Source organism: Micromonospora sp. CA-246542 (genome assembly GCF_050942905.1).
GTDB lineage: Bacteria > Actinomycetota > Actinomycetes > Mycobacteriales > Micromonosporaceae > Micromonospora.
In genome coordinates, this window is record NZ_CP192040.1 from 6792000 (window position 1) to 6816055 (window position 24056).

The window sequence follows — 24056 nt, forward strand, 5'->3', positions numbered from 1 at the left end:
TCACTTCCTCACTGCTGTGGTCCTTGCTGATCGGGCACACCGCGATCACCGCCGGTTCTTCGGGTCGATGGCCTCGCGCATCGCCTCACCGAACAGGGTGAAGCCGAGCGCGACCACGATGATCGCGAGCGCCGGGTAGTAGGCCAGTTCCGGGCGTACCTCGAAGTAGCGCACGCCGGCGTCGCCGAGCATCGCGCCCCACTCGGCCCGGTCCCGGTCGGGGTCGCCGAGGCCGAGGAACGACAGCGACGCGGCCTCGATGATCGCGACGGAGAGCGTCAGCGTCGCCTGCACGATCACCGCGGTCATGGCGTTGGGCAGCATGTGCCGCAGGACGATGCTGCGCTGCTTGACGCCCAACGCTCGGGCGGCCAGCACGTGGTCGCTCTCCCGCTGGGCGAGCATCGAGCCGCGCAGCAGCCGGGCGAAGATCGGCACGTTGACGATGGCCACCGCCATGATGACCGTCCACTGGCTCGACTTGCTGGCCAGCGCGACCAGGGTGATCGCCAGCAGCAGGGCGGGCAGGGCCAGCATCACGTCGGTGATCCGCATGAGGATGTTGTCCACCCAACCGCCGACGGCGCCGGCGATCGCGCCCAACAGCACGCCGATGGCGAGCCCGATGAGGGTGGCGAGGACGCCGACGAAGAGGGTCTGCCGGCTGCCGTAGACCAGGCGGGACATCAGGTCCCGGCCCAGCTCGTCCGAACCGAGGGGGAAGCCGTCCATGGGACCGGGGATGTTGTTCGGGGTGAGCTGGTCTTTCAGCTCGTCGAAGCGCTGCACCGGGTCGTGCGGGGCGATCAGCGGGGCGAAGATCGCCACCAACACGAAGAGCGCGATGATGGTGGCGCCCACGATGGCCGCCGGGTTGCGGCGCAGCCGACGGAACGCGTCGCGGAGCAGGCTCACGCCGCCGGGGGCGGCGGTGGACTGGGCCAGTTCGTCGAGGCGGGCCTTCTTGCGGTCACTGAGACGGGTGCGGCCCGCGTCGGACGCCTGCTCCTTGTCGCTGCGGGGAGCCGGGATGCCGGCCTGCGTGTTTGGTTCGGTCATCGCACACGCACCCTGGGGTCGATGAAGGCGTAGGAGAGGTCCACCACCAGATTGACCACCACGAAGACCAGGGCGGACAGCAGGATCAGCGCCTGGAGGATCGGGTAGTCGCGGCTGCCCGTGATCGAGTCGGTGATCAGCGTACCGAGGCCACCCCAGTTGTAGACCTTCTCGGTGAGGACCGCGCCGGACAGGAGCGCGCCGGTCTGGAGACCGATGGTGGTGACCACCGGCAGGAGCGCGTTGCGCAGGATGTGCCGGCCCCGCACGGTGCGGTTCCGCAGGCCCTTGGCTTCCGCCGTGCGTACGTAGTCCTCGTTGAGCACGTCCAACACGCTGGCGCGAGTCATCCGGACGATGACCGCCAGCGGGATCGTGGCGAGCGTGAACGCCGGAAGGATCAGGTGCCAGAGCGCGTCGGCGGTGGCGTCGAACTCCCGGGTGAGCAGGCTGTCCAGGACGAAGAAGCCGGTGATGTTGGTGTTGTCCAACCCGATGCCGACCCGGCCGGACGGCGGGAACCAGTGGATGTTCTGGGTGAAGACGTCCTTGAGCAGGTAGCCCAGGAAGAAGATCGGGATCGAGACGCCGAGCAGCGTGCCCACCACCGTCAGGTGGTCGAGGAGCCGGCCGCGCCAGCGGGCGGCGAGATAACCCAGTGGGACGCCCAGCCCGACCGCGATGAGCATCGCCGCCAGGGCGAGCTCCACGGTGGCTGGGAAGGCCCGGCCGATGACCTCGGTGACCGGGTCGCCGGTACGGATCGAGTTGCCGAGGTCACCGGTGAGGATCCGCTGCATGAACTTGCCGTACTGCACGAGGATCGGCTGGTCGTAACCGAGCGCCTTGGTCAGCAGAGCCCTGGTCTCGGGGGTCGCCCGTTCACCGAGCAGCGCGTCGACCGGGCCACCGGGCAGGTTCCGCAACCAGACGAAGATCAGCGCCGACAGGGCTATCAGCGTCACCACCAGCTGTAGCAGGCGGCGGACTATGACTCGCAACATCTCTCACACACCAGACTCTCGATGGTCGCGGAATCGGCCCGGGCGGGGGAAATCCCCAACCCGGGCCGATTCCGCCTACGGCGTCAGCCGATTGACGTCACTTCTTGACGCTGACGGTGTTGAACCGCTCGTCAGTCAGCGGGCTGGCCTTCAGGCCCTCGACGTCCTTGGTGACGACGATCGCCGGCGGCGCGTGCCAGACCGGCACGGCCGGCAGCCACTTGGCCGCGATGTCCCGGTTGACCTGCTCCCAGGCGGCCTTCTTGCCGGCGTCGTCGACGGTGCCGTCGGCCTTCGCGATCGCGTCGAACATCTCGGTCATGCCCTGGTCGCCGAACTCGGCCTTGCCCCGGCCGAAGAACGTGCCGACGAAGTTGCCCGGGTCGTTGTAGTCACCGGTCCAGCCGAGGATGTGCAGGTCCTGCTTGCCGAACGTCTGCACGTCGTCCTTGAAGCCGCCGTTCCACGGGCGAGGAACCCCGTTGACCTTGATCCCCACGGCCTGGAGGTCGTTGGCGAGGATGGTGAAGATCTCCTGCGGGTTCGGCATGTACGGCCGGGAGACGTCCGGCGGGTAGTAGAAGTTCAGCGTCAGACCCTCGGCGCCTGCCTCCTTGAGGAGCTGCTTGGCCTTGTCCGGGTTGTACTCGTACTTCTGCACGTCCGGGGCGTAGCCGAGCACGGTGTCCGGCATGAACTCGTCGGCGACCTTGGCGCCGGTCGGGCCCTTGGTCTGTGCGAGCTGCTGGCGGTTGAGCGCGTAGGCGATCGCCTGCCGCACCCGCAGGTCCTTGAGCTTCGGGTTCTTCTGGTTGATGCCCAGGTAGAGGATGTTGAACGCCGGGCGGGCGATGACCTGGAAGCCCTCGTCGCCGAGCGCCTTGGTGTCGGCCGGGGCCGGGAAGTCGATGCCCTGGACGGTACCGGCACGCAGCTCCTGCTTGCGGGTGTTCTCGTCCTTGATGATCTTGATGATCATCTTGTCGACCTTGGCCTTGTCACCGAAGTAGTCCGGGTTCCGGTTGAGCGTGATCTCGCCCTTGGTCTTGTCCCAGCCACCGAAGGTGAAGGGGCCGGTACCGACCGGGTGCTCGTTGGCGAACGCGCTGTACTCGAACGAGTCGCCGTTCTGCTTCACCGTGTTGGCGTCGTACTTCTTCAGCGCCTCGGGGCTCGCGATCGAGAGCGAGGTCAGCGCGAAGGCGCCCGGGAAGGCACCCTTGTACTTCTTGAGCGAGAGGACGGCGGTTCCGTCGTCCTTGGCCTCGCACTTGTCGTAGATCGACTCGCCGGCACCCTCGGCCTCGTTCTTCGCGAAACCGCCGAAGACGTCCATGTAATAGATCATGTTCGCCTGGGCCGCGGGGCCCTGCATGTTGTACCAGCGGTCGAAGTTGTAGCAGACCGCCGCCGCGTTGAAGGGGGTGCCGTCGTGGAACTTCACGCCCTGCCGCAGCTTGAAGGTCCAGATCTTGCCCGTCGGGTCGTGCTCCCAGCTCTCGGCCAGGCCACCGGTCAGCTCGGCCGTGCCCGGCTTGTGGCTCACCAGAGTGTCGAACATCTGCCGGACCGGCCGGAACGACTCACCGTCGTCGTTGAAGATCGGATCGAAGTTCTTCGGGTCACCGGCACCCGCGAAGATGAAGGTGCCGCCAGTCTTGGCCTCGCCACTGTCGCTGCCGCGCTCGCTCTCCGCACAGCCGGCCGCGCCGACCGCCAGAGCGGCAACGGCCGCGATGGCCACAGCCGATTTGAGCCTTCTCGCCTGCATCTCTCACCTCTGTCATGCGCATGACCACGCCGAGCTGTGGCTCGGTCCGTGTGCGGGAGGCTATGACATGTAACACCGGAAGCGGAACGGCCGTCAGGCAATCGCTACCAACCCGACACCTTGCGCAGGCGTCTGACAGTCATCGGCAGGACGAACGCATCGAGCGACACATCGACCGCGTTGCTCTGGGGCGCGACGAGGCCACCGTCGGCCACCGGACGACGCGGGCCACGGACTCATCCGGAGCGGTCGATCAGGACACGGGCGGTGGGCAGACCTCCAACCGCTCGACGTCCGCACCGGCCCGGGCCGCGCCCAGGTCGTGGAACGTCACACGGTGGCACGCGTCGACGCTGACGCTGCCGAACATCGTGCCGTAGGGGGCGGAACCGTACACGGTCACCACCAGGTCAGGTGCCCGGCGGACTTCCCGCACCTCGACCTGGGTGCCCTCCGCGACCACCGCCAACCGTTCGTCGGTTGGCGTCGGGTCGTCGGTGGCGACCACAGCGTCGCCGAACGACCGGGCGTTCCGGATCACGGTTGCGTCGGCCGCGGCCTCACTCGCGCGACTCTTCGCCGCGAGTCTTTGGCTCCCCACCTCGATCGTCACGAGGACGCCGGCGAAGGCCAACGCCAGCACGGCCGTCAGCACCGCCGGGGCCCAGGACCGCTTTTCCGGACGCCGCGTCGCCACACGCCACCTCCCCAGGTACGCCGATGGGCCCGCGCTCATCGCGCGGACCCAGTCAGTTGTAGCCCACCGGTGACGATCTGTGGGGGTCAGACAGCCCGGCGGCCCTCGAAGGCACGACCCAGGGTGATCTCGTCGGCGTACTCGAGGTCGCCGCCGACCGGCAGACCGCTGGCCAGCCTGGTCACCGCGATCCCCATCGGCTTCACCATCAGCGCCAGGTAGGTGGCGGTGGCCTCGCCCTCGGTGTTGGGGTCGGTGGCGAGGATCAGCTCCCGCACCGCGCCGCCGCTCAACCGGGTCAACAGCTCCCGGATGCGCAGATTGTCCGGGCCGATCCCTTCCAGCGGATTGATCGCTCCACCCAGCACGTGGTAGCGGCCCCGGAACTCACCGGTCCGCTCGATGGCCACCACGTCCTTCGGCTCCTCCACCACACACAGCACCTCGTCGGTACGGCGCGGGTCGCGGCAGATCCGGCACTGCTCGGACTCGGCCACGTTGTAACAGGTCGTGCAGAAGCGCACCAGCTCCTTGACCTTGCGCAGCGCGCCGGCCAGCCGGTTGACGTCGGCTGGGTCGGCCGAGAGGACATGGAACGCGATCCGCTGGGCACTCTTCGGGCCCACGCCCGGCAGTCGTCCCAGCTCGTCGATCAGATCCTGGATGGCGCCTTCGTACATCTGCCGGCTCAGAAACCGGGCAGGCCGAGGCCGCCCATGCCGCCGGCGACCGGGCCCATCTTGCGCTCGGTCAGCTCACGCGCCGCCTCGGCAGCGTTGTGCACGGCCGCCACCACCAGGTCTTCCAGCGTCTCCACGTCGTCCGGGTCGACGGCCTTCGGGTCGATCTTGATGGCCTTCAGCTCACCGGAACCGGACACGGTCGCGGTGACCAGCCCACCGCCGGCCGTGCCGGTCAGCTCGGCCTCGGCCAGCTCGGCCTGAGCAGCGGCGATCTGCTGCTGCATCTTCTGCGCCTGCTTCAGCATCTGCTGCATGTTCGGCTGTCCACCTGGGCGCACGGATGGCTCCTTCTCGCACTCGTCTGCTCGGCCGCCGACCAGCCTAGCCGCTGGGACCGACGTCGCCATGCCCGGTGCGTCCGCCCACGCCGGGGCTCCCCCGCTCCTTCGCCGAGGGGGACGCCGTAACTCAAAGTCGGTCGTACTGCTCGCGTATCAGCGACTCGACGACCGGTACGGTCCCCGGCGGGCCGCCGACCGCGCTGACGATCAGAACGACCTCGTCCCGGCCGGCGACGGCCCACACACCGGTCCGCTCGGCATCGACGAAGACGGCTGATCCCGGCAATTCGGCGAGCGGCCTCACCTCGCCGGGTGTCGCCTCCCGCAGGTCGCTGTAGGTGCGCTGGAACTGATCCGCCGAGCCCGCCGAACTGAACTCGAGCAGGGTGATCGACACGAGGGTCGCGTCCGGACCGGTCCAGGCCGACGCGGCCGTTTGGATCACGTCGCCGCCCGCCTGCTCGGCGAGCAGGTGCGCCCGCGCCTCGGACAGCGGCAGAACACGGCCCAGGTCGACGTGATCGTCCCCGGCGGCCGGCGCGGCGGAGGCCCAGCCGGCGGGAGCCGCGACCATCAACGCGCCGAGATCAGGGGTCTGATCGTCGACCGAGTTGATCGCCCGCCAGGTGACCGTGCCGAGGAGGACTGCGATGCCCAGGACTGCCAGGACGCCGACGACCGGTGCGGGTCGCCGCCACCAGGGTGCCGCCGGCCGGACGTTCGGGCGTGAACCCTGCCAGACGAAGGGCGTTGAGGTCGCCGCGATCGGCGGGTTCGTCGCGGCCGGCTCGTCCACGGACACGACAGGGGCGGCCTCGGGTACGGCGGGCGCGGGCGGCTCGGGCAGAGTCGTGACGGAACGCGCGAGCAGTACCACCCCGAAGAGCCCGAGCGAGACGCCGTTGAGCAGGTCCGTGCCGGGGTGATCGTCCACCGGGAAGCCACTGACGTCGATGGCGGCCGTGGCCGGCAGGAGGGTGCCGACGCCCACCACCACACCGAGCAGTATCGCGGCCAACCGCAGCCAGAACCGCCACACCGGGCGGACCCAGGCCAGCGCCAGCAATACCAGCAACGCCGCCCACCCGACCACCAGTGGCTGCCAGTAGCCCGCCAGATCGGTCAGCATGAACGTCCGCACCTCGCTCGAGGGAGCGCGGCCGAACATCCGATCCACGGCGTACTCGCCGCGACTCACCGACACCCAGGGCAGCGACCACGCTGAGATCAGCATGACCAGACCGATGACCGCCAGCACCGCAGTCTTCGCCTGGTCACGGCCGAACCAGCCGGTGTCGGTAGCTTCCCCCGCAGTCGAGGTGATCTTCACGGCGCACATCCTGACAGCGCACGAGAAGACCGTCCACCCGTGACGGTACGGCTATCCCCACCTCGATTCGGCCGTCTACCCCCAGTGCGTCGGGCACCCCGCACTGGTGTGCTTGACGCATGAGCCTCACCCGCAGTGGTCGCGTCGCCGCGCTGTGCTGGGCGGTCGCCGCACCGGTCTTCCTCGTGGCCGGTCTCGTCACCGGCCTGCGGTGGCGCGAGCCGACCTACAGCTGGGCCACCCACAACATCAGCGACCTCGGCAACGTGCACTGCGGCATCTGGGACACCACCCGACCCCGCTTCGTCTGCTCGCCCTGGCATCCGCTGATGAACGCCGCGATGCTGGCCACCGCCGTCCTGCTCGCCATCGGGCTGCTGCTGACCTGGCGACTCCTCGGCCGGGGCGGCGTGGTGCGCTCGGCGCAGATCCTGCTGCTGCTGGCGACCGGCGGGTACGCCCTGGCCGCCCTCTATCCCGCCGACATCGACGAGAACCGGCACGTCCTGGGCGCGTTCCTGATCATGGGCGTGGGCAACGTCGGCCTGCTGCTCGCCGGCTTCGCGCCCGACTCCACGGTGCTCGGCCGATGGCGACGGATCTCCCTCGCCGCCGGGCTCACCGCGCTGGCCGGGACCGTGCTGTTCGCCGCCCAACAGGACGTCGGCATCGGCATGGGCGGCCTGGAACGCGTCGCCGTGCTGCCCTTCCCCCTGTGGGCCTGCTGCCTCGGCGTCCTGCTGGGCGAAGCGCCCGCTACCGCGCGTCCACCTCGTCGATCTTCTCGGCGCCGAAGGTCTCCCGCAGCAGCCGTACCGCCTGCTCCTCGCTCGACTCCCGGGCCGTCTTCTCGTCGATGACCTCGTCCAACGGCTCGTCGCCCGGGTCGAACCCCTCGTAGGTGGGTTTCGCCGCCGGAGCCGCGCCGCCCGGCCGTCCGCCGCGCAACGGTCCGTCGAAGTCCGGGTCGTAGGGAGGTTCGCCCGCCCATTCCGCGTCCGCGGTGGGCCGGCTCGCCGATGGGGTACGCGCACCGCGTCCCGCCGCCGCCGCGCGAGCCGCAGCGATGGCGCTGCTCACCGGTGCGCCACCGGCTGACGCCGGCTGCCGGGTCGCCGGTGTCGGGTTGTCCCGTCCGCCCGGCTTACCGCCACCGGCCAGCGCGCCGGGGCCACCCGCAACGCCTGGTCCACCGCCGTTCGCGCCACTGCCGTTCGCGCCACTGCCGTTCGCGCCACTGCCGTTCGCGCCACTGCCGTTCGTCCTTGCACCGTTCGTGCCGGTCGATGCGGGGTCGCCCGACGTGGCGTCGGAGCGTGCGGCGCCGTCGGCTGACGCGCCGCCGGGGCGGGCAGCCTCCGGCCAGGCCTCGTCGTCGGCCGCCTCGGCGGCCGGGGCTCCGCCGCCGGGGCGCGCTGCCTCCGGCCAGTCGTCCTCCAGGCCGGCGGCGGTGGTCGAGGTCGACGCGGCCGACGGGGTGCTCGTCGGGCCGGAAGCGGCAGTCGGTCCGGCGCTCGGACGGGGTGCCGCAGGCGGCGCACTCGACGGGCCGGAACCGGCAGTCGGCCCGGCGCTCGGACGGGATGCCGCAGGCGGCGCACTCGACGGGCCGGAACCGGCAGCCGCAGTCGGCCCGGCGCTCGGGCCGGGCTCGACGGGCGGCGCGCTCGTCGGACCGGCGGCGGCCGCGTTCGGTGTGGCGGGTCGGATCGGCGCGGCCGCCTGGGGACGCGGGCCGGACAGCGACGCGGCACCCCGCTCGCCGGCCACCTCGCAGCGGATCTGCCAGCGCCCGCCCAGCTCCTCGTAGAGCGCGTCGGTGAGCACCGCCGCGTGGTCGGCCATCATCTTGGCCAGCACGGAGGACTTCACGGTCAGGACCAGCATGTCGCCGTCGAGTTCGCGGACCACCGCGTCGCGCATGAGGGCGGCGATCCGCTTGTTGGTCCGGTTGACCTTGCCGACCACGTCGGGCCAGACCCGGCGCACCGCTACCGCGTCCAGCGCGGGGGCCGGGGTACCCGGGCGGGGCGGCGCGGGCGTCGCCGGGTCGGGCAGCACGGCCGACGGCGGTACCGCGCGACGCGGGGTCGAGCCGGTGCCCGGTCCGGCGGGCGACACGGGCGCGGCCGTCGGGGCGGCGGCCGACGCGCCGGGCGACACCGGAATCGGGGAGTCCGCTCCCGAGGGCGCGTGCACACCTCGGATGCCCGAGGCGACATCGGCCGAGCCGGCAACGCCACCGGCACCCGAGGCGGCATCCGGCCAGCCAGCAGCGCCACCGGCGGTCGAGGCCGCAGTTCCGGCGGCCGAGCCGCCAGCGGTCGAGCCGCCAGCGGTCGAGGCGGCAGCGGTCGGGGCGGTGGAAGCCGAGGCACCTGCGGTTCGCGGAGCCGGGGACGCCGTCGGGTCGACATCCCACGGCGGGGCGGACGTCGGGGCGGCGGCGGGTGTGGGGGCTGCGGCAGCCGGGACCGGAGGGGCGTGCTGTGGGCGTACCCCTGGGGTGGTGGCCGGCGCGGACCCGGCGGGGTCGGCGCCACCCAGGGTGAGGCGGCGTTCCATCCGTTCGAGGCGCTGGAGGAGGCCGCCGGTGGAGTCGTCCGCGCCGGGCAGCAGCATTCGGGCGCAGATCAGCTCCAGCAGCAGCCGGGGCGCGGTGGTGCCGCGCATCTCGACCAGGCCGCCGTGCACGATGTCGGCGCAGCGGGAGAGCGTGGCCGAGCCGAGTTGCGAAGCCTGGGCGGCCATCCGCTCGATCTGGTCGCCCGGGCCCTCGATGAGGCCCTTCGCGGCGGCGTCCGGCACCTGCTGGATCACGATCAGGTCGCGGAGTCGCTCCAGCAGGTCGGAGGCGAACCGGCGCATGTCGTGCCCGGCCTCGGCGACCCGGTCGACGGTGGCGTACGCAGCGGCGCCGTCACCGGCGGCCAGCGCGTCGCACATCTCGTCGATCAGCGCGGAGTCGGTGACCCCGAGCAGCGAGACGGCCCGGGCGTAGCTGACGCCCTCCGGGCCGGCGCCGGCGATGAGCTGGTCGAGCACGGAGAGGCTGTCCCGCATGCTGCCGCCACCGGCGCGCACCACGAGCGGGAAGACCGCCGGCTCGACGGCGACGCCCTCGGCCTGGGTGAGCTGCTCCAGGTACGGGCGGACCACCTTCGGCGGGAACAGCCGGAACGGGTAGTGGTGGGTCCGCGACCGGATCGTGCCGAGGACCTTCTCCGGCTCGGTGGTGGCGAAGATGAACTTGACGTACTCCGGGGGCTCCTCGACCAGCTTGAGCAGGGCGTTGAAGCCCTGGGTCGAGACCATGTGCGCCTCGTCGATGATGTAGATCTTGAAGCGGCTGCTAGCCGGCGCGAAGAAGGCACGCTCCCGCAGCTCGCGAGCGTCATCGACACCACCGTGGCTGGCCGCGTCGATCTCGATCACGTCGATCGAGCCGGCGCCGTCGGCGGCCAGCGAGCGACAGGACGCACACTTGCCGCACGGTTCGGGGGTGGGGCCCTGCTCACAGTTGAGCGAGCGGGCCATGATCCGGGCGCTGGTGGTCTTGCCGCAGCCACGGGGGCCGGAGAAGAGGTAGGCGTGATTGAGCCGGCCGCTGCGCAGCGCCTGCGACAACGGCTCGGTGACGTGCTCCTGCCCGATGACCTCGGCGAAGGTACGTGGCCGGTACTTGCGGTACAGCGCCAGCGTCACTCGTCCCGCCTCCTCTCGACCGAGCCATTCTGCGCCGGTCGGGCGCGGGTGACCACCCACCCCGCCGGGTCGCCTGGACCGTCACGCCTGGCCGCCCTGGGTTGCCGCGGCTTGATCGACTCGGCTTCCTGGAAACCGGGGTGTCCGCGCGCCTCTGACAGCCCGACATCATGCACATCGGTGTGGATCAAGGCCCCGGGAACGAAAAGGCCTCCCGTGCACCCGGCAGAGCTCGCTTATCCTTGCTGCCTTCCGGCCCTGGGGAGGTTCACGAGATACCGCCGCACGGGAGGTGACGCCAACCCTACCCGACGGCTCGTCGATCTTCAGGGGGTGGTGGGGTGTCCCGGTCGACGGCGGCCTGTATCCTGGCTCGCGGAGGATTCGCCTAGAGGCCTAGGGCGCACGCTTGGAAAGCGTGTTGGGTTTACACCCTCACGAGTTCGAATCTCGTATCCTCCGCTCGCGGAGCATGATCGACGCCCGGCAGACCGATAACAGGTCGGCCGGGCGTTGTCGTTGTGGTCTCATCGATGCCATGGCTGACTCGACCTGGCAGTGGGACGAGACGTTGTACGCCGGCAGCGCCCGTCACTACAGCGTCGGCCGGTGGCCGTACCCACCCGAAGTCGCCGAGGCCATCGGCACGGCGCTCGACCTGGACGGCACCGGCCGGCTCCTGGACGTGGGCTGCGGTCCCGGTTCGTTGACGCTGCTGCTCGCGCCCCTGTTCGAGGCGGCGGTCGGAGTGGACGCCGACCGGGACATGCTCGCCGAGGCCCAACGCCTGGCCAGCGAGGCCGAGGTGACCAACGTCGAGTGGCGGCACCTGCGGGCCGAGGAACTGCCCGCCGACCTGGGTACGTTCCGGGTCGCCACGTTTGCCCAGTCGTACCACTGGATGGATCGGCCGCTGGTGGCCCGCCGGGTCCGCGACATGCTCGCGCCCGACGGAGCCTGGGTCCACGTCGGCGCCACCACCCACCAGGGCGTCGCCGACGACGACCCGCTGCCGTACCCCCGCCCACCCTGGCCGCGGATCAATGAGCTGGTGGCGCGCTACCTGGGGCCGGTCCGCCGGGCCGGACAAGGCTCGCTGCCCACCGGCACCCCCAGTGGCGAGGGAGAGATCATGCTCGCCGCGGGCTTCTCCGGCCCGACCCGGCTGACCATCGAGCAGGGGATCGTCGCGGAGCGATCGGTGGACGAGGTGACGTCGGCGGTGTTCTCGCTGTCCAGTTCGACGCCGCACCTGTTCGGCGATGGGCTGCCCGCGTTCGAAGCTGAGTTGCGTGATCTGCTGACGACGGCGGCGCGGGATGGCGTGTTCGCCGAGCGCCGGCGCGACGTGGGCATCGTCATCTGGCGACCCTGACGCCCACGCTCTCTGGGGGCCGCGATCCAAGAACTAGCACGGCCGCGACGAGCGATGAGCGACGAGATCTTGGACAATTTCCGTTAGCTCGGAACGGAAATTGTCCAAGATCTGAAGGTGGGCCGGCCGGGGCCACTGCGGCCGCAGTGGCCGCAGTGGCCGGTACCGTGCCGGGCACGAGCGACGGCGAGGGCGACCGTCGTACACATGTTCTATCCACAGGCTGTGGACGACGGCGGGGGTGTGATGGCGTACCAGCTCAGCGCGGTGGTCGCGGACGCGGACCTGCTCCGCGAGCACACCGCCGAGCTGGACCACGCCGTCCTCGGTGAGCTGCGTCAGGATTTCGCGCTACTGCCGGTCACCCCGCAGTTGGTGGCCGAGCTGACCGGATCGCTACCGGACTACGCGGCGGACGACCGCAGCGCCGAGCAGCCGTTCGACCTCGTGTTGTCGCCGCCGCTGGCCGAGTTGCTGGCCGTGTGGTCGCGTACGGGGCCGGTGGCGTACCTGGAGGCGGAGTTCGGCGGCGGGACCGGCTACCAGTCGGCGGCGGTGTGGCTCGGCGGGGCGCTGTCCTGGGGACCGCGCTTCGACGACGTGCTGGAAGCCCCACGGGAGGAGTGGCCGATCAACTCGGCGCTCATCCGGCTCGGCGTCGAGCGTGGGGCATGGATCGATCCGTTCGCCGAGCTGGGGTTGCATCTGGAACGCAACACCGCCGGCTGGTTGGCGCACGGGCGGCGTCGACTCAGCGCCGACCACTGGGACGATCTGATCGAACAGTGGGAAAACCAGTAATCCGTCGGCGGGCAGCAACCTGAACGGCCCAGCCCCGTTGGGGACTGGGGGATTCCATGAAATTGCGACAATTCGCGTTTATTGCCATGCTGGTGACTGCCGCCTCGATCGCGGGCAGCGGTGCGCCGTCCGCTGGGCCGATGCCCGCGAACCGGCCCGCCGGCGTAGTCGAGATCATCGACCTGAACGGCCTGCGCGACATCGAGTTCGGTGACACCGAGGCCGAGCTGACCCGCCGGGGCGTCCTGCGTACCGACCTGGACGCCTGCGGACCGGTCCTGGCCGGCCACGACACGGCCAGTCCCGTCTTCGTCGAGGACAAACTGGTGCTGCTGTGGGTCGGCGACCCGATGCGGACACCGGAGGGCATAACGGCCGGCTCACCGATCGAGGAGGTCTGGGACCGCTACCCGTCGGTCACCCGGCTGCCCGCTCCACAGGGGACTCACCGGCTCGACGGGCTGCTCGCCCGCAGCGGCGACCGCGCGTACCTGTTCCTGCACGACGGGCGCACGGTCCGAAAAACCATCGCCGGGTACGCCGAGTGGGCGCGCCGCCTCTTCGACGAGGGCGCCGGCCCCTGCTGAGACGAGGGCGCCGGTCCCTGCTGAGACGAGGGCCAGCCCCTTGCCGAGACGAGGGCGCCAGCCCTTGCTGACCGGCCCGTCCCGGCCCCTGCCGACCGGCCTGGCCGGCTGAGACGGCAAGCCGATTGTCCGCGATCGACCGTCGTGAAATCATCCCCTCGCCCGCGCATCTCGCGCGACAGAAACGGGGGAAGACATCGTGCGTACACCCGCGCTCAGTCCACTGTGGAAACACCTTCCCAGATGGGCCGCGGTGGCGGCCCTGAGCCTCACGGGGGCGGGCCTGCTGGCCGGTCCCGCCACCGCCGCCCCGACGGCCGAGCAGTCGCCGCGACCGGCGCTGACCACCGAGCAACCGCCCACCGTCACCACGCCCCCGAAGTCGGCGACCACGACTCCGGCCCCGGGCCGGGTCACCTCGGACACGAAGTCCGTCGCCGGCCTCGCCGCGGCCTGCGGCGGCGAACTCCCGACGGGCACGGTCAAGAACTGCGCATCGATCACCGGGGCCGCACAGCAGAACTGGACGATCACCTCGACGGTCGACCAGGACACCCTGCTCGTCCGACTCCGCGAGGTCTCCGGTGACAGTCTCAGCGCACAGGTGAAGGGCAGCGACGGCGGTACCGTCTGCTACGTCACCTCGTACCTCAACGAGTGCAAGCTCGGCGACGCCGGTACCTACACGATCACGGTGAAGCTCTACTACGGCACCGGCAAGGGTGCCTACTCGCTGTCGGCGGAGTCGACGCGCACCCCGTCCGCCTGCGTCAACCTGCCCGAAGGCTTCTTCTCCTTCGCCTCCGCCGGACGCAGCGGCACGCTACCCGCCGGCCTTGCGGCCCGCTGTTTCACCTTCACGCAGCCCACCGGCGCGGTCCTGCACCTCGCCGACCCGGGCGGCGCCGAGGACATCCAGGGCAACATCCTGGACGCCCAGTTCCAGCCGATCTGTACGGTGAGGTACCCGACGGAGTGCACCCTCAGCGAGCCCGGACCGTACCGGCTCTTCCTGCAGGAGTTGTACGGCAACAAGGCTCCCTACACGCTGAAGATGCCCCGGATCTCGCAGTCGGTCGGCTGCCCGGCCCTGTCCCTGAGCACCTTCGGTGACCCCGGCACGGCGGTCGGGACCGGCACCGTGCAACCGTACGACGAAATCGGCTGCCAGTCGCTGCGCGTCAAAGCCCCCGGTCGGGTGGTCATCCGGATGGACCAGTACGCGAACCAGTACCTCAACTGGCGGCTGTACGACCCCGCCGGACAGGTCGTGTGCACCGAGTACGACTCCTGGCGATCCTGTGCGGTGCCGGCGGCCGGCGCGTACACGTTCGTGGCGCAGAACTGGAACTGGGAGCCGGTCACCTACCGGGTGGCGGCAGCCCGCCTCGACCGCGCCGCGGGTTGCGCCGCCTCCACCGGGCTCAACTGGGACCAGCCGGCCCTGACGGTGCACCAGACCTCGCCGGTCCAGACCAATTGCCAGCCGTTCCACGGCGTAGCCGGCGAGCGGATCATGGTCTACCGGGCCCCGGACCGGTACAACGACGTCTACTCCTCGATCGTCGACGAGCAGGGTGTCGTGCTGTGTACCGACTGGTCCGAGGAGGACGGGTGCGTACTGCCCGCCACCGGGACCTACCGCGTCGTCAGCTACCTGGCGACCTGGCCCGCCGACGCCACGGACCTCACCTACAAGATCCAGGTCCGTCGACTCTCCGACGCGGTCGGCTGCCCGACCATCGCCCCGGGCACGTACAACTCGGCGCCGGCCGGCGGCCTCGATGGCATCCGCTGCCGCACCCTGGACCTTCCCAGCGCCGGCGTGTACCGGGTCACGGCGGTGGACGACGAGAACTACCAGGCGTGGGCCACCGTCTACGACTCCGCCGGAATCAAGGTCTGCACGGGCACCCGGTGTGAGGTCCCTGCGGCGGGCAGGTACACGATGGTCCTCGCCGGGGGCGACACCACCTCGGTGATCGACAACGACTTCCGGTACGCCGTCGCGTTGCTGCCGTGGAAGACGTCGGGCTGCACGCCGGTGTCCGACACCGGCTGGCAGGACGCTCCGCTCCGGGGCAGCTTCGGCGCCGCGGGGCAGCACAACTGCCTCCAACTGCCCAGCCCGTCGGGGGCTCACGTCGTCGAGTTGGTGGCCGGAGACGCGTCCTCACCGGAGATCAGCGTGCTGAACGCCGCCGGCGATCAGGTGTGCGACTACTCCTCGCTGCGTCAGTACAGCTGCGAGCTGACCGGCGAGGCGCCCTTCTCCGTACTGCTCACCGCGGACGAGGGGGAACCCACCGCCTCGTACGCCGTGGGCTTCGCCCGGGTCGACGGGCCGCCGGCCTGCCCGGTCCTACCGGCAGACACCGCCGGCGCCACGGCGACCACCGGGGCGGACCACTTCGCGGCCTGTTACACCGTCCCGGCCGATCAGCACACCAGCCGGGAGAGCTTCACCTGGACGCGTACCGCCGGCTCGGGTGACGCCCGCCTGTCGGTCTTCGACAGCCAGGGCATCCGATACTGCGGCCCCACCAGCCCGGCCGTCGAGCGGACCGTCACCTGCACCCTGCCGGCCGGTCCGGTCACGGTGATCCTGGAGACGGATGCCGTCGACGCCTCGTACCGGTTGACCCACCGGGACGGCAACGCCCCAACCGCGTGACGCGCGGTGGGCCGGCCCTCCACCTGGTTGGAAGGCCGGCCCGCCGGTCACCCCCGATGCTCTCGCCAGAAGTTGTACGAGTGCTCCGCCGCGAAGTCCGTCGTGCCCGACCCGCCGCCACCGGCCAGCACCCGCACGTACCCGGAGCGGTCGCGCAGTCGGGGCCACCCGGGCCGACCCGTGCGGGCGAAGTCGCTCCAGGCGCGGACCATCTCGCCGGAGAGCCGCCGCTGGGTGGGCGTGAAGGCCTCGGCGTAGTCGACGTCGAACAGGTACGGCAGTTCCGCGCAGTGGTACGCGCCGGTCGGGAAGGTCGGCGCCGGCCCCTCGGCGAAGAACGGCGCATCCTCGTCGGCGAACTCGTACAGGTAGGTCGGCACGGTCCGGGCGAACGCCAGCGCGGCCGAGTAGATCGGCTCCGCGTACGCCTGATCGGTCCACACGGCCCCCAACGCCTCGCTGGCGGAGCGTGTGTCGTCGCTCGGATAGCGGGCCAGCACCTCCTGGGCCCGGTCGCCGAACATGGCGCGTACCTGCTCGCGGTACTGGTCGTCGGTGAGCGGGCACGACTCGGGCGCCTGCCCCGGGGCGGGTGGCTGTGGGCAGTTCATCCCGTTGCGTTCCATCCCCCACACCTGGAGCGTCGACTCGTCGCGGTTCGTCCCGGTCAACACCGGCACCGGGTTCAACCGGCCGCTGACCAGCGCGTCCGCCGGATCCACCGGCAGGGTACGGCCGTCGACCACCGGACCCAGGTCGACGCCCGCGCCCGGGTAGCCGACCGCGTCGACGAGCGTTGCGGCGTCCCGCCCCCGAAGGCAGACGGCGAGCACGCCGGGGTCGGTGCAACCCACCCGCCCGGCCAACTCCCGCGCCGCCTCGACCGCCTCCGCCCGGGTCTGAACGGGGTTGGCGCACGAGTTGCTCTGCATGATCGCGCGGTGGAACAGGCCGGCGGAGCCGGGCGCGGCGAGGTGGGCGCAGACACTTGTCGCGCCGGCCGACTGGCCGGCCAGGGTGACGCTGCCCGGGTCCCCGCCGAAGGCCGTCGCGTTGCGGCGCACCCAGCGCAGCGCCGCCTGCTGGTCCTGCAACCCGTAGTTGCCGGTGGACCCGTCCGGCCCGGCCAGCGCCGGATGCGCCAGGAAGCCGAGCGCACCGAGCCGGTAGTTCACCGTGACGACGATGACGTCGCCGTCGGCGGCCAGCCGCTCCCCGCCGTAGGCGTCACCCTGGCCGAAGCGGAAGTCGCCGCCGTGCAGCCACACCAGCACCGGTCGTGGCGTCCGGGCGGGGGTGCGGGGCGTGGTGACGTTGAGGTAAAGGCAGTCCTCGGACGCCGACGGGTCGTCCATCGGCAACCCCTGCAGCTGAGCGCAGGCGGGGCCGGGCCGGGTCGCGTCGCGTACGCCCGTCCACTGTGGCCCGGGTCGCGGTGGGGCCCAGCGCAGCGCGCCCAGCGGCGGACGCGCGTACGGGATGCCCTCGAACGTCAGGTGGTCGGCCGCGACGGTCCCCCGGAGGGCGCCCTGGTCGGTCCGCACCACGGCCGCGCCCTGGCGAGCGGCCGCCTCGGCGGCCGGGCCGACCGCCGTCGTTGTCACGGCCGTCGCGAGGAGCACGGTCGCGCCCATCGCGGCGACCCACCGGTGGTACGGGATGCTGGTCATCACAGTCCCCAATCATCGAACGTGGTACGGCGTACAGTCCGTCTGCGGGGAGCATGTCGTTTCGGCGACGGGTCGGCCAGTTAGCTCTAGTGCACCCACGAGCAGCCCTCAGGGAACGTCAACGGACGGGTTCGGGTGCTCTAGTGCGCTAGGCTTTGGCCGGCGGAAGGGCGACCGTGCCGGAGATCGACGAGTCCACACCCCCGTACCTGCGCATCGTCGCGGAGCTACGGCGGCGCATCGCGTCCGGTGAGCTGGGCCCCGGCGACCGGGTGCCGTCCACCCGCCAGCTCGTCCGGGAGCGGGGCGTCGCGATGGCCACCGCGAGCCGCGCCCTCACCGCGCTCCGGCAGGAGAACCTGATCCGGGCGGTGCCCGGTGTGGGCATGGTGGTCGCCGGCTCGGAGCCCGCGACGCCCGGTCGGGGCGGACGGGCCGAGGTGCGGCGCGGACCCCTCCACGCGGTGACCCGCGACCAGGTGGTGCGTACGGCCGTCGGGATCGCCGACACCGAAGGGCTGGCGGGGCTCAGCATGCGGCGCATCGCGACCGAGCTGGACGTGCCGACCATGTCGCTGTACCGGCAGGTCCACGGCAAGGAGCACCTGCTGCTGCTGATGGCGGACGCCGCCTTCGCCGCGGATCGGCTGCCCGGCACGCTCCCGCCCGGGTGGCGGGCCCAACTGGAGCTGCTCTGCCGGTTGCAGTGGTCGATCTACTGTCGACACCCCTGGCTGGCCCAGGTCGTCTCGCTGACCCGTCCGCTGATGGCCCCGCACGCCGTCGCGCACACGGAATGCGCCCTGCGCGCCCTCGCCGGATGCGGCCTGGACCGGCACACCCGACTGCACCTGGTGGTCGCCCTGGCCAACCACGTACGGGGTACGGCGGTGAACCTCCAGCAGGGGGCCGAGGCGGAACAGGACACCGGCCTGACCGATGACGAATGGATGGTGGCCCAGGCCGACGCGTTGGGCCGGCTACTCGCGGCTGGCGAGTTCCCGCACCTGGCCCGGCTCTCCCGGTCGGCAATCGACCTCAGCGCCGACAGCCTCTTCGAGTTCGGGCTGCAACGGCTCCTCGACGGGGTGGCGGCGCTCGTTCGAGCGTGAGCGCTCAGGCCGGGTTGTCCGCAGTCGCGGGGCGGCGCGCCCCGGACACGGCGGCGAACCCGGCGAGCGCGATCTCCGCCGTCTGCCGCAGCTCGTCGCGAGGGACCCCGGCGGCGGCGTGGATCGCCTGCCCCTCGGTGACGCTCATGACGAATCGGGCCAGCGCGGCCGGGTCGGCGTCGGTCGGCAGGTCACCCTCGGAGACGGCACGGGCGAACCGGTCGGCGAGGGCCCGCTCACCGGCGAGGCGGCTGGCGGCGAGGAATTCCGCGACGCCCCCGTTCTCGCTGGAACAGGCGGTGCCGCCCTGGATCGAGAGGCAGCCGGCCGGGCGGTCGGGTCGGGTGACGGCGAGCACGTTCTCGCGCAGGAGAGTGGCGACGACCTCGTACACGGTGGTCTGGGCGATCGCGTGCCGGGCGTACCCCATGTCCTGTTCGGCGTAGCGGGCCACGGCCTTGCGGAACAGCTCCTCCTTGCTGCCGAAGGCGGCATAGAGGCTCGGCTTGTTGATGCCCATGGCCGCGGTGAGGTCGGTCATCGAGGCGCCTTCGTACCCCTGACGCCAGAACACCTCAAGCGCGCGCTCCAACGCCTCGTCGACGTCGAAGCCCCGAGGACGCCCTCGTACCGGCACGGTCCACCACCTCCGGCACCCATCCTAGCCACGGTCTAACCGATCGGTACAGAAATTTGTCGCACGGCTCGGGGGTTGCTACGGTCGGATCAGTACCGCTCGGTACACAACTTCCGAAGGAGACCGATCGTGGGACAGCTCGACGGCAAGACCGCCCTCGTCACCGGGGGCACCACCGGCATCGGCCTGGCCGCCGCACGCCGCTTCGCCGCCGAAGGCGCGTACGTCTTCGTCACGGGCCGGCGCAAGGGCCCGCTGGACGAGGCGGTGAGCAGCATCGGCGTCAACGCGACAGGCATCGTCAGCGACGTCGGCAACCTCGACGACCTGGACCGGGTGATGCGGGCCATCGAGGAGCGCGGCGCGGGGCTCGACGTGCTGTTCGCCAACGCCGGCGGCGGCGAGTTCCGTCCGCTCGACTCGATCACGGTCGAGCACGTCGCCACCACCTTCGACACCAACGTCTACGGCACCATCTTCACCGTCCAGAAGGCCCTGCCCCTGCTCAACGAGGGCGCCTCGGTCGTGCTGACCGGCTCGACGTCGGCGGTCAGCGGCATTCCGGCGTTCAGCGTCTACGCCGCGTCCAAGGCCGCCATCCGCTCGTTCGGCCGCTCCTGGGCAGCCGAGCTGATGGACCGGAAGATCCGGGTCAACACACTCGTGCCCGGCTCCACCGAGACTCCCGGACTCGCGGGCCTTGCCCCCAGCCCCGGGGAGTCGCCCGCCCTGCTCAAGACGATCGCGTCCACCGTGCCCATGGGCCGCCTGGCCCACCCGGACGAGATCGCCAACGCCGTGCTCTTCCTCGCCTCCGACCAGAGCAGCTTCATGACCGGCAGCGAGCTGTTCGTCGACGGCGGCGAAACGCAGCTCTGACGGGAGGACGCCCGGTCGATCCGCAATGGGTCGCACCGGGCGTCCCCGTGTTTCCCGAACGGTGGCGGCCGCACCAGCAACCTCTTCGCCCCGACCCCGTTGAGGCCTGGGGGATTCAGTGGACGGGCTGACCTGCCGATACTGGCAGGTTGGCCAACGCATCGATTGGCATCATCCTCGAATACCGACGGAGCCGCTTCCGGGCCCGCTCGACAAGCACTGAGATCGTCGGCAGTATCACGGGAAGAGATGCCACCCCGCCCGAGGATCCCTAGTCGGAGGAGCCGCAGCGTGACGGTACGTCGAGAGAGGCCCGCAAGACGTCTTTCCGACCTGCTGACAGAGGACAGAATCGCGGTTGTCGCCGGTGCACACGACGCCCTCTCGGCCCGACTGGCCGAGCACCGGGGCTTCGACGCCATCTGGGTGAGCAGCTTCGGCGTCACGAATTCACTTGGCCTCGTCGACGAGGGTGTCATCACTCTGAATGAGATGCTGGATGCCGCCTGGCGCATCAAGCGCGCCACCTCCCACCCGGTCATCGTGGACTGCGACACCGGCTACGGAGACGTGATCAACGTGCGGCGGCTGGCCCGGGAGGCGGTGGACCGGGGCATCGATGCGATATGCCTCGAGGATCAGGCCTTCCCCAAGAGGAACACGTTCCTGGATGGCGAACACCAGCTCGACGATGTCCATCGCTTCTGCTCGAAGATCACGGCCGCCGCCGGATCCCGGACCGCCGATGACTGCCTGGTGGTAGCTCGCACCGAAGCGCTCTCCCAGGGATTCTCCGTGGACCACGCACTCGAGCGAGCGAACGCCTACGTCGAGGCCGGCGCCGACGCGATCATCATCCAGCACCGCTCGAGCGACATGCACGCGCTGGAGGCGTTCGCCGACGGCTGGCGCGGGCGGGCACCCCTCGGGGTGCTGGCCACCTCCATTCGCCAGGCAGGCTTCGAGGAGATGCAACGCGCCGGCTTCGCACTGGCCATCTACGCCAATCAGGGCCTGCGTGCCGCGGTCAGAGCCATGGACGACACGTACCAGTCCATCCTCGGCGCCGGCGGACGTCAACCGGCAGACCTGGCGCTCGCCTCGATGGAGGAGGTCCTGAAGTTGCAGTCGGAATCAGGGTGGAATTGAGATGGAGCTTCTCCTCCTGCGCCACGGTGAGACGGAATGGAATCTCACGGGCCGGATGCAGGGACTCAGCGACACCCGTCTGACCCGGGCCGGCATCGAGCAGGCTCGCGCGGCGCTCACCTCCCTACCCCCGTTCTCGCAGGTATGGACCAGCCCGCTGCAACGGGCCCGCCTGACCGCCGAAGCGATCGCGGAATCGCAGGACATCCCGTGCCGGGTCGACGAGCGGCTGATCGAACGAAGCTGGGGGGACTGGGAAGGCATGCTGCCGGAGGACGTCGACCAGAAGTGGCCGGGTTGGCGAAAAGCGGGGCGGAAGCCGGACGGATACGAACATGACGAATCCGTCTTCCGCCGCTTCCTGGAATGGCGCGACGCCGTCACCCACGACGGTTCGGCGACGCCTCTCGTAGCCGTGACCCACGGCGGTTTCATGAGCGCGGTGGTCCGCGTTCTCGGCGGCTCGGACAGCGGGTACAAGAATCTCGAAGGCGTCTGGATAGGCGATGTCGAGGATCGACCATTCATCCGACGCCACGAGGAGTTCATTCCGAACGCACGGAAGCTGACTCGATAAGGACGGGTGAGCGTGGAGGCGGCAGGCGCAGCCAAACGAATCAGAGAGACCTTCGGCCTGGTCGTCGGTGTGCCGGACTCCTCCCTGGCGTTCCTGGGTCCGATCTGGCAGCGGCCGGGCGAGGACGTGTCCGTGTGCACCAACGAGGGCTCCGCCGTGGCGCTGGCCGCCGGCTGGACGCTCGGCAGCGGCAGGTGCGCGCTGGTCTGCATGCAGAACTCGGGGCTGCTGAACGCCTTGAATCCCCTCACCTCGCTGACACATACCTCGGTCCAGTCCGTCCCACTGGTTCTCCTCATCGGCATGCGAGGCTGGGCCGGCGACGAGCCTCAACATGAGGCGGTGGGCCGCGCCACGACGAGCCTGCTTGGCGCGGCGGACATCCCGTTCCGCACGACCTGCGCGTCCGACCTGTCGGACGTCGTCTCCACGCTGGGCCTGGCCCACCAGCAGGCGGTCGCCAGCAACACGGTGACCGCGGTCCTGGTCGAGGTCGGCGCCGCGCGTCCGCCCACGCCGCCGGCCACGGGAGGCCGCGCGCAGCAGGAGTGGACCAGTCGCGACGCCGTACGACTGGTCCTGGACGCTGCCCCGTCCGCAAGCATCGTCGTCGGCTCCACCGGCTTCAACAGCAGACTCGTGCACGAGTACCGCACGGACCACCCCGGCCGGTTCGAAGAGTTCGTGTACTGCGTCGGTGCCATGGGTCACGCGTGCTCCGTCGCCCAGGGTCTGGCAGTGGCCCGACCGGACGTGCCGGTCATCTGCGTCGACGGTGACGGCTCGGCCCTGATGCATCTGGGAGCGGTGCTCCTGCCCGCCACGCTCACCGTCCCGAACTACCGGCACGTGATCGTCAACAACGGCAGCCACGAGTCGGTCGGTGGCGGCGACACGCTGGGATCCCGCTTCAGCTTCTCGGCCCTCGGGCACGACCTCGGCTGGCCTACCGGAGTGTTCCGCGGCCCGACCACGCCCGATGCCGTCACCGCGCTGGCCCGACTGCTGAACGCGTCCGGCCCGGTGCTGGTCGAGATGCTGACGCGCCCCGCAGGCATCGGGCCACCTGCTCGGCCCCGGCCGCCGTTCGTGCGGACGAGGACGACGTCCCATCGGTTCCGGTAGGACTCCGAGGAGGTATGAGTCGTGGATTTCTCTCCGTACCGGGTGTCCATGGATCCCGCCGACGTGGCGCGCCTGGAGCGACAGCCGCGCGAGACATGGCGCCGACACGTGAGCCGGATGGTTGACGCCGGCGGCATCGGTGAGGTGCTCAGCACGCGCGGCATCGCAGTGTTGTCCGGGCTCGACGATCTCTCCGGCCCGCAGTTGCGGCTCGTCTTCCCCCTGATCTGCGAGGCGCTCGGGACATTGATCCCACAGAGCGTCGGCTCCTCGGCGCAGTTGCTGAGAGAGGTGACGTACCGGGGGAACGACCTGTCGGATCGCACGCTCCGCTACTCCGACAGCCGGGCCGGCGGAAGCTTCCACACCGACGGCGTACCCGTTCCCGGCGAGGTGCCGGATCTCATCGCACTGCTCTGCCTGCGTCAGGCCGCGGCCGGCGGTGAACTCGTCTTCATAGACTCGCAGGAGATCCTGCGGCTGGCTTCGGCACAGATGCCGGACATCCTCGACGTCCTGGGTAACCAGTTCCACTTCGACCAGCGGCGCAAGGACGCGCCCGGCGCCACGATCGTACGGCGGGTCGTCGAGCGCTCGGGGGCCGACGACGGCACGCACCGCCTAACATATCTGCGGGACTACATCGAGTCCGGGCATGCGATGCCGGGGGTACGGCCGCTGTCTCCGGCCGAGACGAGGGCCATGGACCTCCTCGACGCCGTGATGGCGAGCGAGGCTCTTCACATCGAGGGGCGGCTGCTCCGGGGGCAGATCGTGATCAGCGACAACCGGCGTTACCTGCACGGGCGTCATGCCTTCGTCGACGCGTCCGAGGGCGCGGGGAGACTGATGCTACGAGCCTGGATCAGGCGATGATCAG

Annotated in this window: 21 protein-coding genes, 1 tRNA gene and 1 other RNA gene; 12 read left to right on the forward strand and 11 right to left on the reverse strand. The window is 70.6% G+C overall.

Annotated elements, in window-relative coordinates; all coding sequences use genetic code 11:
- Window positions 1-45: 45 nt before the first annotated feature.
- The 7 genes from ACQP0N_RS31630 to ACQP0N_RS31660 form a co-directional block, all read right to left on the reverse strand.
- A complete protein-coding gene (locus ACQP0N_RS31630) occupies window positions 46-1059 on the reverse strand; it encodes an ABC transporter permease (protein ID WP_433116212.1) in 1014 nt (337 codons plus the stop codon).
- A complete protein-coding gene (locus ACQP0N_RS31635) occupies window positions 1056-2063 on the reverse strand; it encodes an ABC transporter permease (RefSeq protein ID WP_433116214.1) in 1008 nt (335 codons plus the stop codon). The genes ACQP0N_RS31630 and ACQP0N_RS31635 overlap by 4 nt, the downstream gene beginning before the upstream one ends.
- 97 nt (window positions 2064-2160) lie before the next feature.
- Window positions 2161-3834: an ABC transporter substrate-binding protein gene (locus ACQP0N_RS31640; protein ID WP_433116216.1), complete on the reverse strand. Its 1674-nt coding sequence runs from the start codon at window positions 3832-3834 to the stop codon at window positions 2161-2163.
- A 253-nt stretch (window positions 3835-4087) separates the two neighbouring features.
- Entirely contained in the window at window positions 4088-4531 is a 444-nt protein-coding gene (locus tag ACQP0N_RS31645; RefSeq protein WP_433116218.1) for a hypothetical protein, read from the reverse strand.
- A gap of 86 nt (window positions 4532-4617) precedes the next feature.
- Complete coding sequence (gene recR / locus ACQP0N_RS31650) at window positions 4618-5211, reverse strand: recombination mediator RecR (protein ID WP_355052561.1); 594 nt, start codon at window positions 5209-5211, stop codon at window positions 4618-4620.
- 8 nt (window positions 5212-5219) lie between these two features.
- Complete coding sequence (locus ACQP0N_RS31655) at window positions 5220-5528, reverse strand: YbaB/EbfC family nucleoid-associated protein (protein WP_007466279.1); 309 nt, start codon at window positions 5526-5528, stop codon at window positions 5220-5222.
- 154 nt (window positions 5529-5682) lie between these two features.
- The gene (locus ACQP0N_RS31660) at window positions 5683-6885 is read right to left on the reverse strand and encodes a hypothetical protein (RefSeq protein WP_433116220.1); all 1203 of its coding nucleotides are present in this window, start codon (window positions 6883-6885) and stop codon (window positions 5683-5685) included.
- Window positions 6886-7004: 119 nt separating this feature from the next.
- On the opposite strand from ACQP0N_RS31660, the gene ACQP0N_RS31665 reads away from it, so the two are divergent.
- A complete protein-coding gene (locus ACQP0N_RS31665; protein WP_433116222.1) occupies window positions 7005-7745 on the forward strand; it encodes a DUF998 domain-containing protein in 741 nt (246 codons plus the stop codon).
- Here the strand turns inward: ACQP0N_RS31665 and ACQP0N_RS31670 are convergent.
- Entirely contained in the window at window positions 7642-10590 is a 2949-nt protein-coding gene (locus ACQP0N_RS31670; protein WP_433116224.1) for a DNA polymerase III subunit gamma and tau, read from the reverse strand. The genes ACQP0N_RS31665 and ACQP0N_RS31670 overlap by 104 nt on opposite strands.
- A gap of 205 nt (window positions 10591-10795) precedes the next feature.
- Window positions 10796-10885: signal recognition particle sRNA small type (gene ffs, locus ACQP0N_RS31675), an RNA gene on the reverse strand.
- Between the two features lie 82 nt (window positions 10886-10967).
- Between ffs and ACQP0N_RS31680 the strand changes: the two genes are divergently transcribed.
- From ACQP0N_RS31680 to ACQP0N_RS31700, 5 genes are all read left to right on the forward strand, one after another.
- A tRNA-Ser gene (locus ACQP0N_RS31680) sits at window positions 10968-11052 on the forward strand.
- A 76-nt stretch (window positions 11053-11128) separates the two neighbouring features.
- Window positions 11129-11965: a class I SAM-dependent methyltransferase gene (locus ACQP0N_RS31685; protein WP_433116225.1), complete on the forward strand. Its 837-nt coding sequence runs from the start codon at window positions 11129-11131 to the stop codon at window positions 11963-11965.
- Between the two features lie 246 nt (window positions 11966-12211).
- Window positions 12212-12766, forward strand: coding sequence for a hypothetical protein (locus ACQP0N_RS31690; protein WP_433121892.1), 555 nt, complete (start codon window positions 12212-12214; stop codon window positions 12764-12766).
- 92 nt (window positions 12767-12858) lie between these two features.
- Window positions 12859-13353: a hypothetical protein gene (locus ACQP0N_RS31695; RefSeq protein WP_433121893.1), complete on the forward strand. Its 495-nt coding sequence runs from the start codon at window positions 12859-12861 to the stop codon at window positions 13351-13353.
- Window positions 13354-13606: 253 nt separating this feature from the next.
- Entirely contained in the window at window positions 13607-16027 is a 2421-nt protein-coding gene (locus tag ACQP0N_RS31700; protein ID WP_433116227.1) for a hypothetical protein, read from the forward strand.
- A gap of 47 nt (window positions 16028-16074) precedes the next feature.
- On the opposite strand, the gene ACQP0N_RS31705 is transcribed toward ACQP0N_RS31700, so the two are convergent.
- Complete coding sequence (locus ACQP0N_RS31705) at window positions 16075-17697, reverse strand: carboxylesterase/lipase family protein (RefSeq protein WP_433116229.1); 1623 nt, start codon at window positions 17695-17697, stop codon at window positions 16075-16077.
- 176 nt (window positions 17698-17873) lie between these two features.
- Between ACQP0N_RS31705 and ACQP0N_RS31710 the strand changes: the two genes are divergently transcribed.
- Complete coding sequence (locus ACQP0N_RS31710) at window positions 17874-18809, forward strand: TetR/AcrR family transcriptional regulator C-terminal domain-containing protein (RefSeq protein ID WP_433116231.1); 936 nt, start codon at window positions 17874-17876, stop codon at window positions 18807-18809.
- A 4-nt stretch (window positions 18810-18813) separates the two neighbouring features.
- Here the strand turns inward: ACQP0N_RS31710 and ACQP0N_RS31715 are convergent, their stop codons facing one another.
- Window positions 18814-19446, reverse strand: coding sequence for a TetR/AcrR family transcriptional regulator (locus ACQP0N_RS31715; protein WP_433116233.1), 633 nt, complete (start codon window positions 19444-19446; stop codon window positions 18814-18816).
- Window positions 19447-19575: 129 nt separating this feature from the next.
- Between ACQP0N_RS31715 and ACQP0N_RS31720 the strand changes: the two genes are divergently transcribed.
- The 5 genes from ACQP0N_RS31720 to ACQP0N_RS31740 all read left to right on the forward strand — a co-directional run bounded on the left by ACQP0N_RS31720 (window position 19576) and on the right by ACQP0N_RS31740 (window position 24052).
- Window positions 19576-20325 (forward strand): SDR family oxidoreductase, encoded by a 750-nt coding sequence (locus ACQP0N_RS31720; RefSeq protein ID WP_357132926.1) that lies wholly within the window; start codon window positions 19576-19578, stop codon window positions 20323-20325.
- Between the two features lie 291 nt (window positions 20326-20616).
- Window positions 20617-21474: an isocitrate lyase/PEP mutase family protein gene (locus ACQP0N_RS31725; RefSeq protein ID WP_433116234.1), complete on the forward strand. Its 858-nt coding sequence runs from the start codon at window positions 20617-20619 to the stop codon at window positions 21472-21474.
- A 1-nt stretch (window position 21475) separates the two neighbouring features.
- Window positions 21476-22051, forward strand: coding sequence for a histidine phosphatase family protein (locus ACQP0N_RS31730; RefSeq protein ID WP_433116236.1), 576 nt, complete (start codon window positions 21476-21478; stop codon window positions 22049-22051).
- Window positions 22052-22063: 12 nt separating this feature from the next.
- Window positions 22064-23176: a thiamine pyrophosphate-dependent enzyme gene (locus tag ACQP0N_RS31735; RefSeq protein ID WP_433116238.1), complete on the forward strand. Its 1113-nt coding sequence runs from the start codon at window positions 22064-22066 to the stop codon at window positions 23174-23176.
- A 21-nt stretch (window positions 23177-23197) separates the two neighbouring features.
- On the forward strand, window positions 23198-24052 hold the full coding sequence (locus ACQP0N_RS31740) for a TauD/TfdA family dioxygenase (protein WP_433116240.1): 855 nt from the start codon (window positions 23198-23200) through the stop codon (window positions 24050-24052).
- The last annotated feature ends 4 nt before the right edge of the window (window positions 24053-24056 follow it).

Bases quoted from the DNA above. Each gene is read 5' to 3' on its own strand.
- ACQP0N_RS31630 (WP_433116212.1), bottom strand. From the start codon at position 1,059: ATGACCGAACCAAACACGCAGGCCGGCATCCCGGCTCCCCGCAGCGAC.
- ACQP0N_RS31635 (WP_433116214.1), bottom strand. From the start codon at position 2,063: ATGTTGCGAGTCATAGTCCGCCGCCTGCTACAGCTGGTGGTGACGCTG.
- ACQP0N_RS31640 (WP_433116216.1), bottom strand. From the start codon at position 3,834: ATGCAGGCGAGAAGGCTCAAATCGGCTGTGGCCATCGCGGCCGTTGCC.
- recR (WP_355052561.1), bottom strand. From the start codon at position 5,211: ATGTACGAAGGCGCCATCCAGGATCTGATCGACGAGCTGGGACGACTG.
- ACQP0N_RS31655 (WP_007466279.1), bottom strand. From the start codon at position 5,528: ATGCAGCAGATGCTGAAGCAGGCGCAGAAGATGCAGCAGCAGATCGCC.
- ACQP0N_RS31665 (WP_433116222.1), top strand. From the start codon at position 7,005: ATGAGCCTCACCCGCAGTGGTCGCGTCGCCGCGCTGTGCTGGGCGGTC.
- ACQP0N_RS31685 (WP_433116225.1), top strand. From the start codon at position 11,129: ATGGCTGACTCGACCTGGCAGTGGGACGAGACGTTGTACGCCGGCAGC.
- ACQP0N_RS31690 (WP_433121892.1), top strand. From the start codon at position 12,212: ATGGCGTACCAGCTCAGCGCGGTGGTCGCGGACGCGGACCTGCTCCGC.
- ACQP0N_RS31705 (WP_433116229.1), bottom strand. From the start codon at position 17,697: ATGACCAGCATCCCGTACCACCGGTGGGTCGCCGCGATGGGCGCGACC.
- ACQP0N_RS31730 (WP_433116236.1), top strand. From the start codon at position 21,476: ATGGAGCTTCTCCTCCTGCGCCACGGTGAGACGGAATGGAATCTCACG.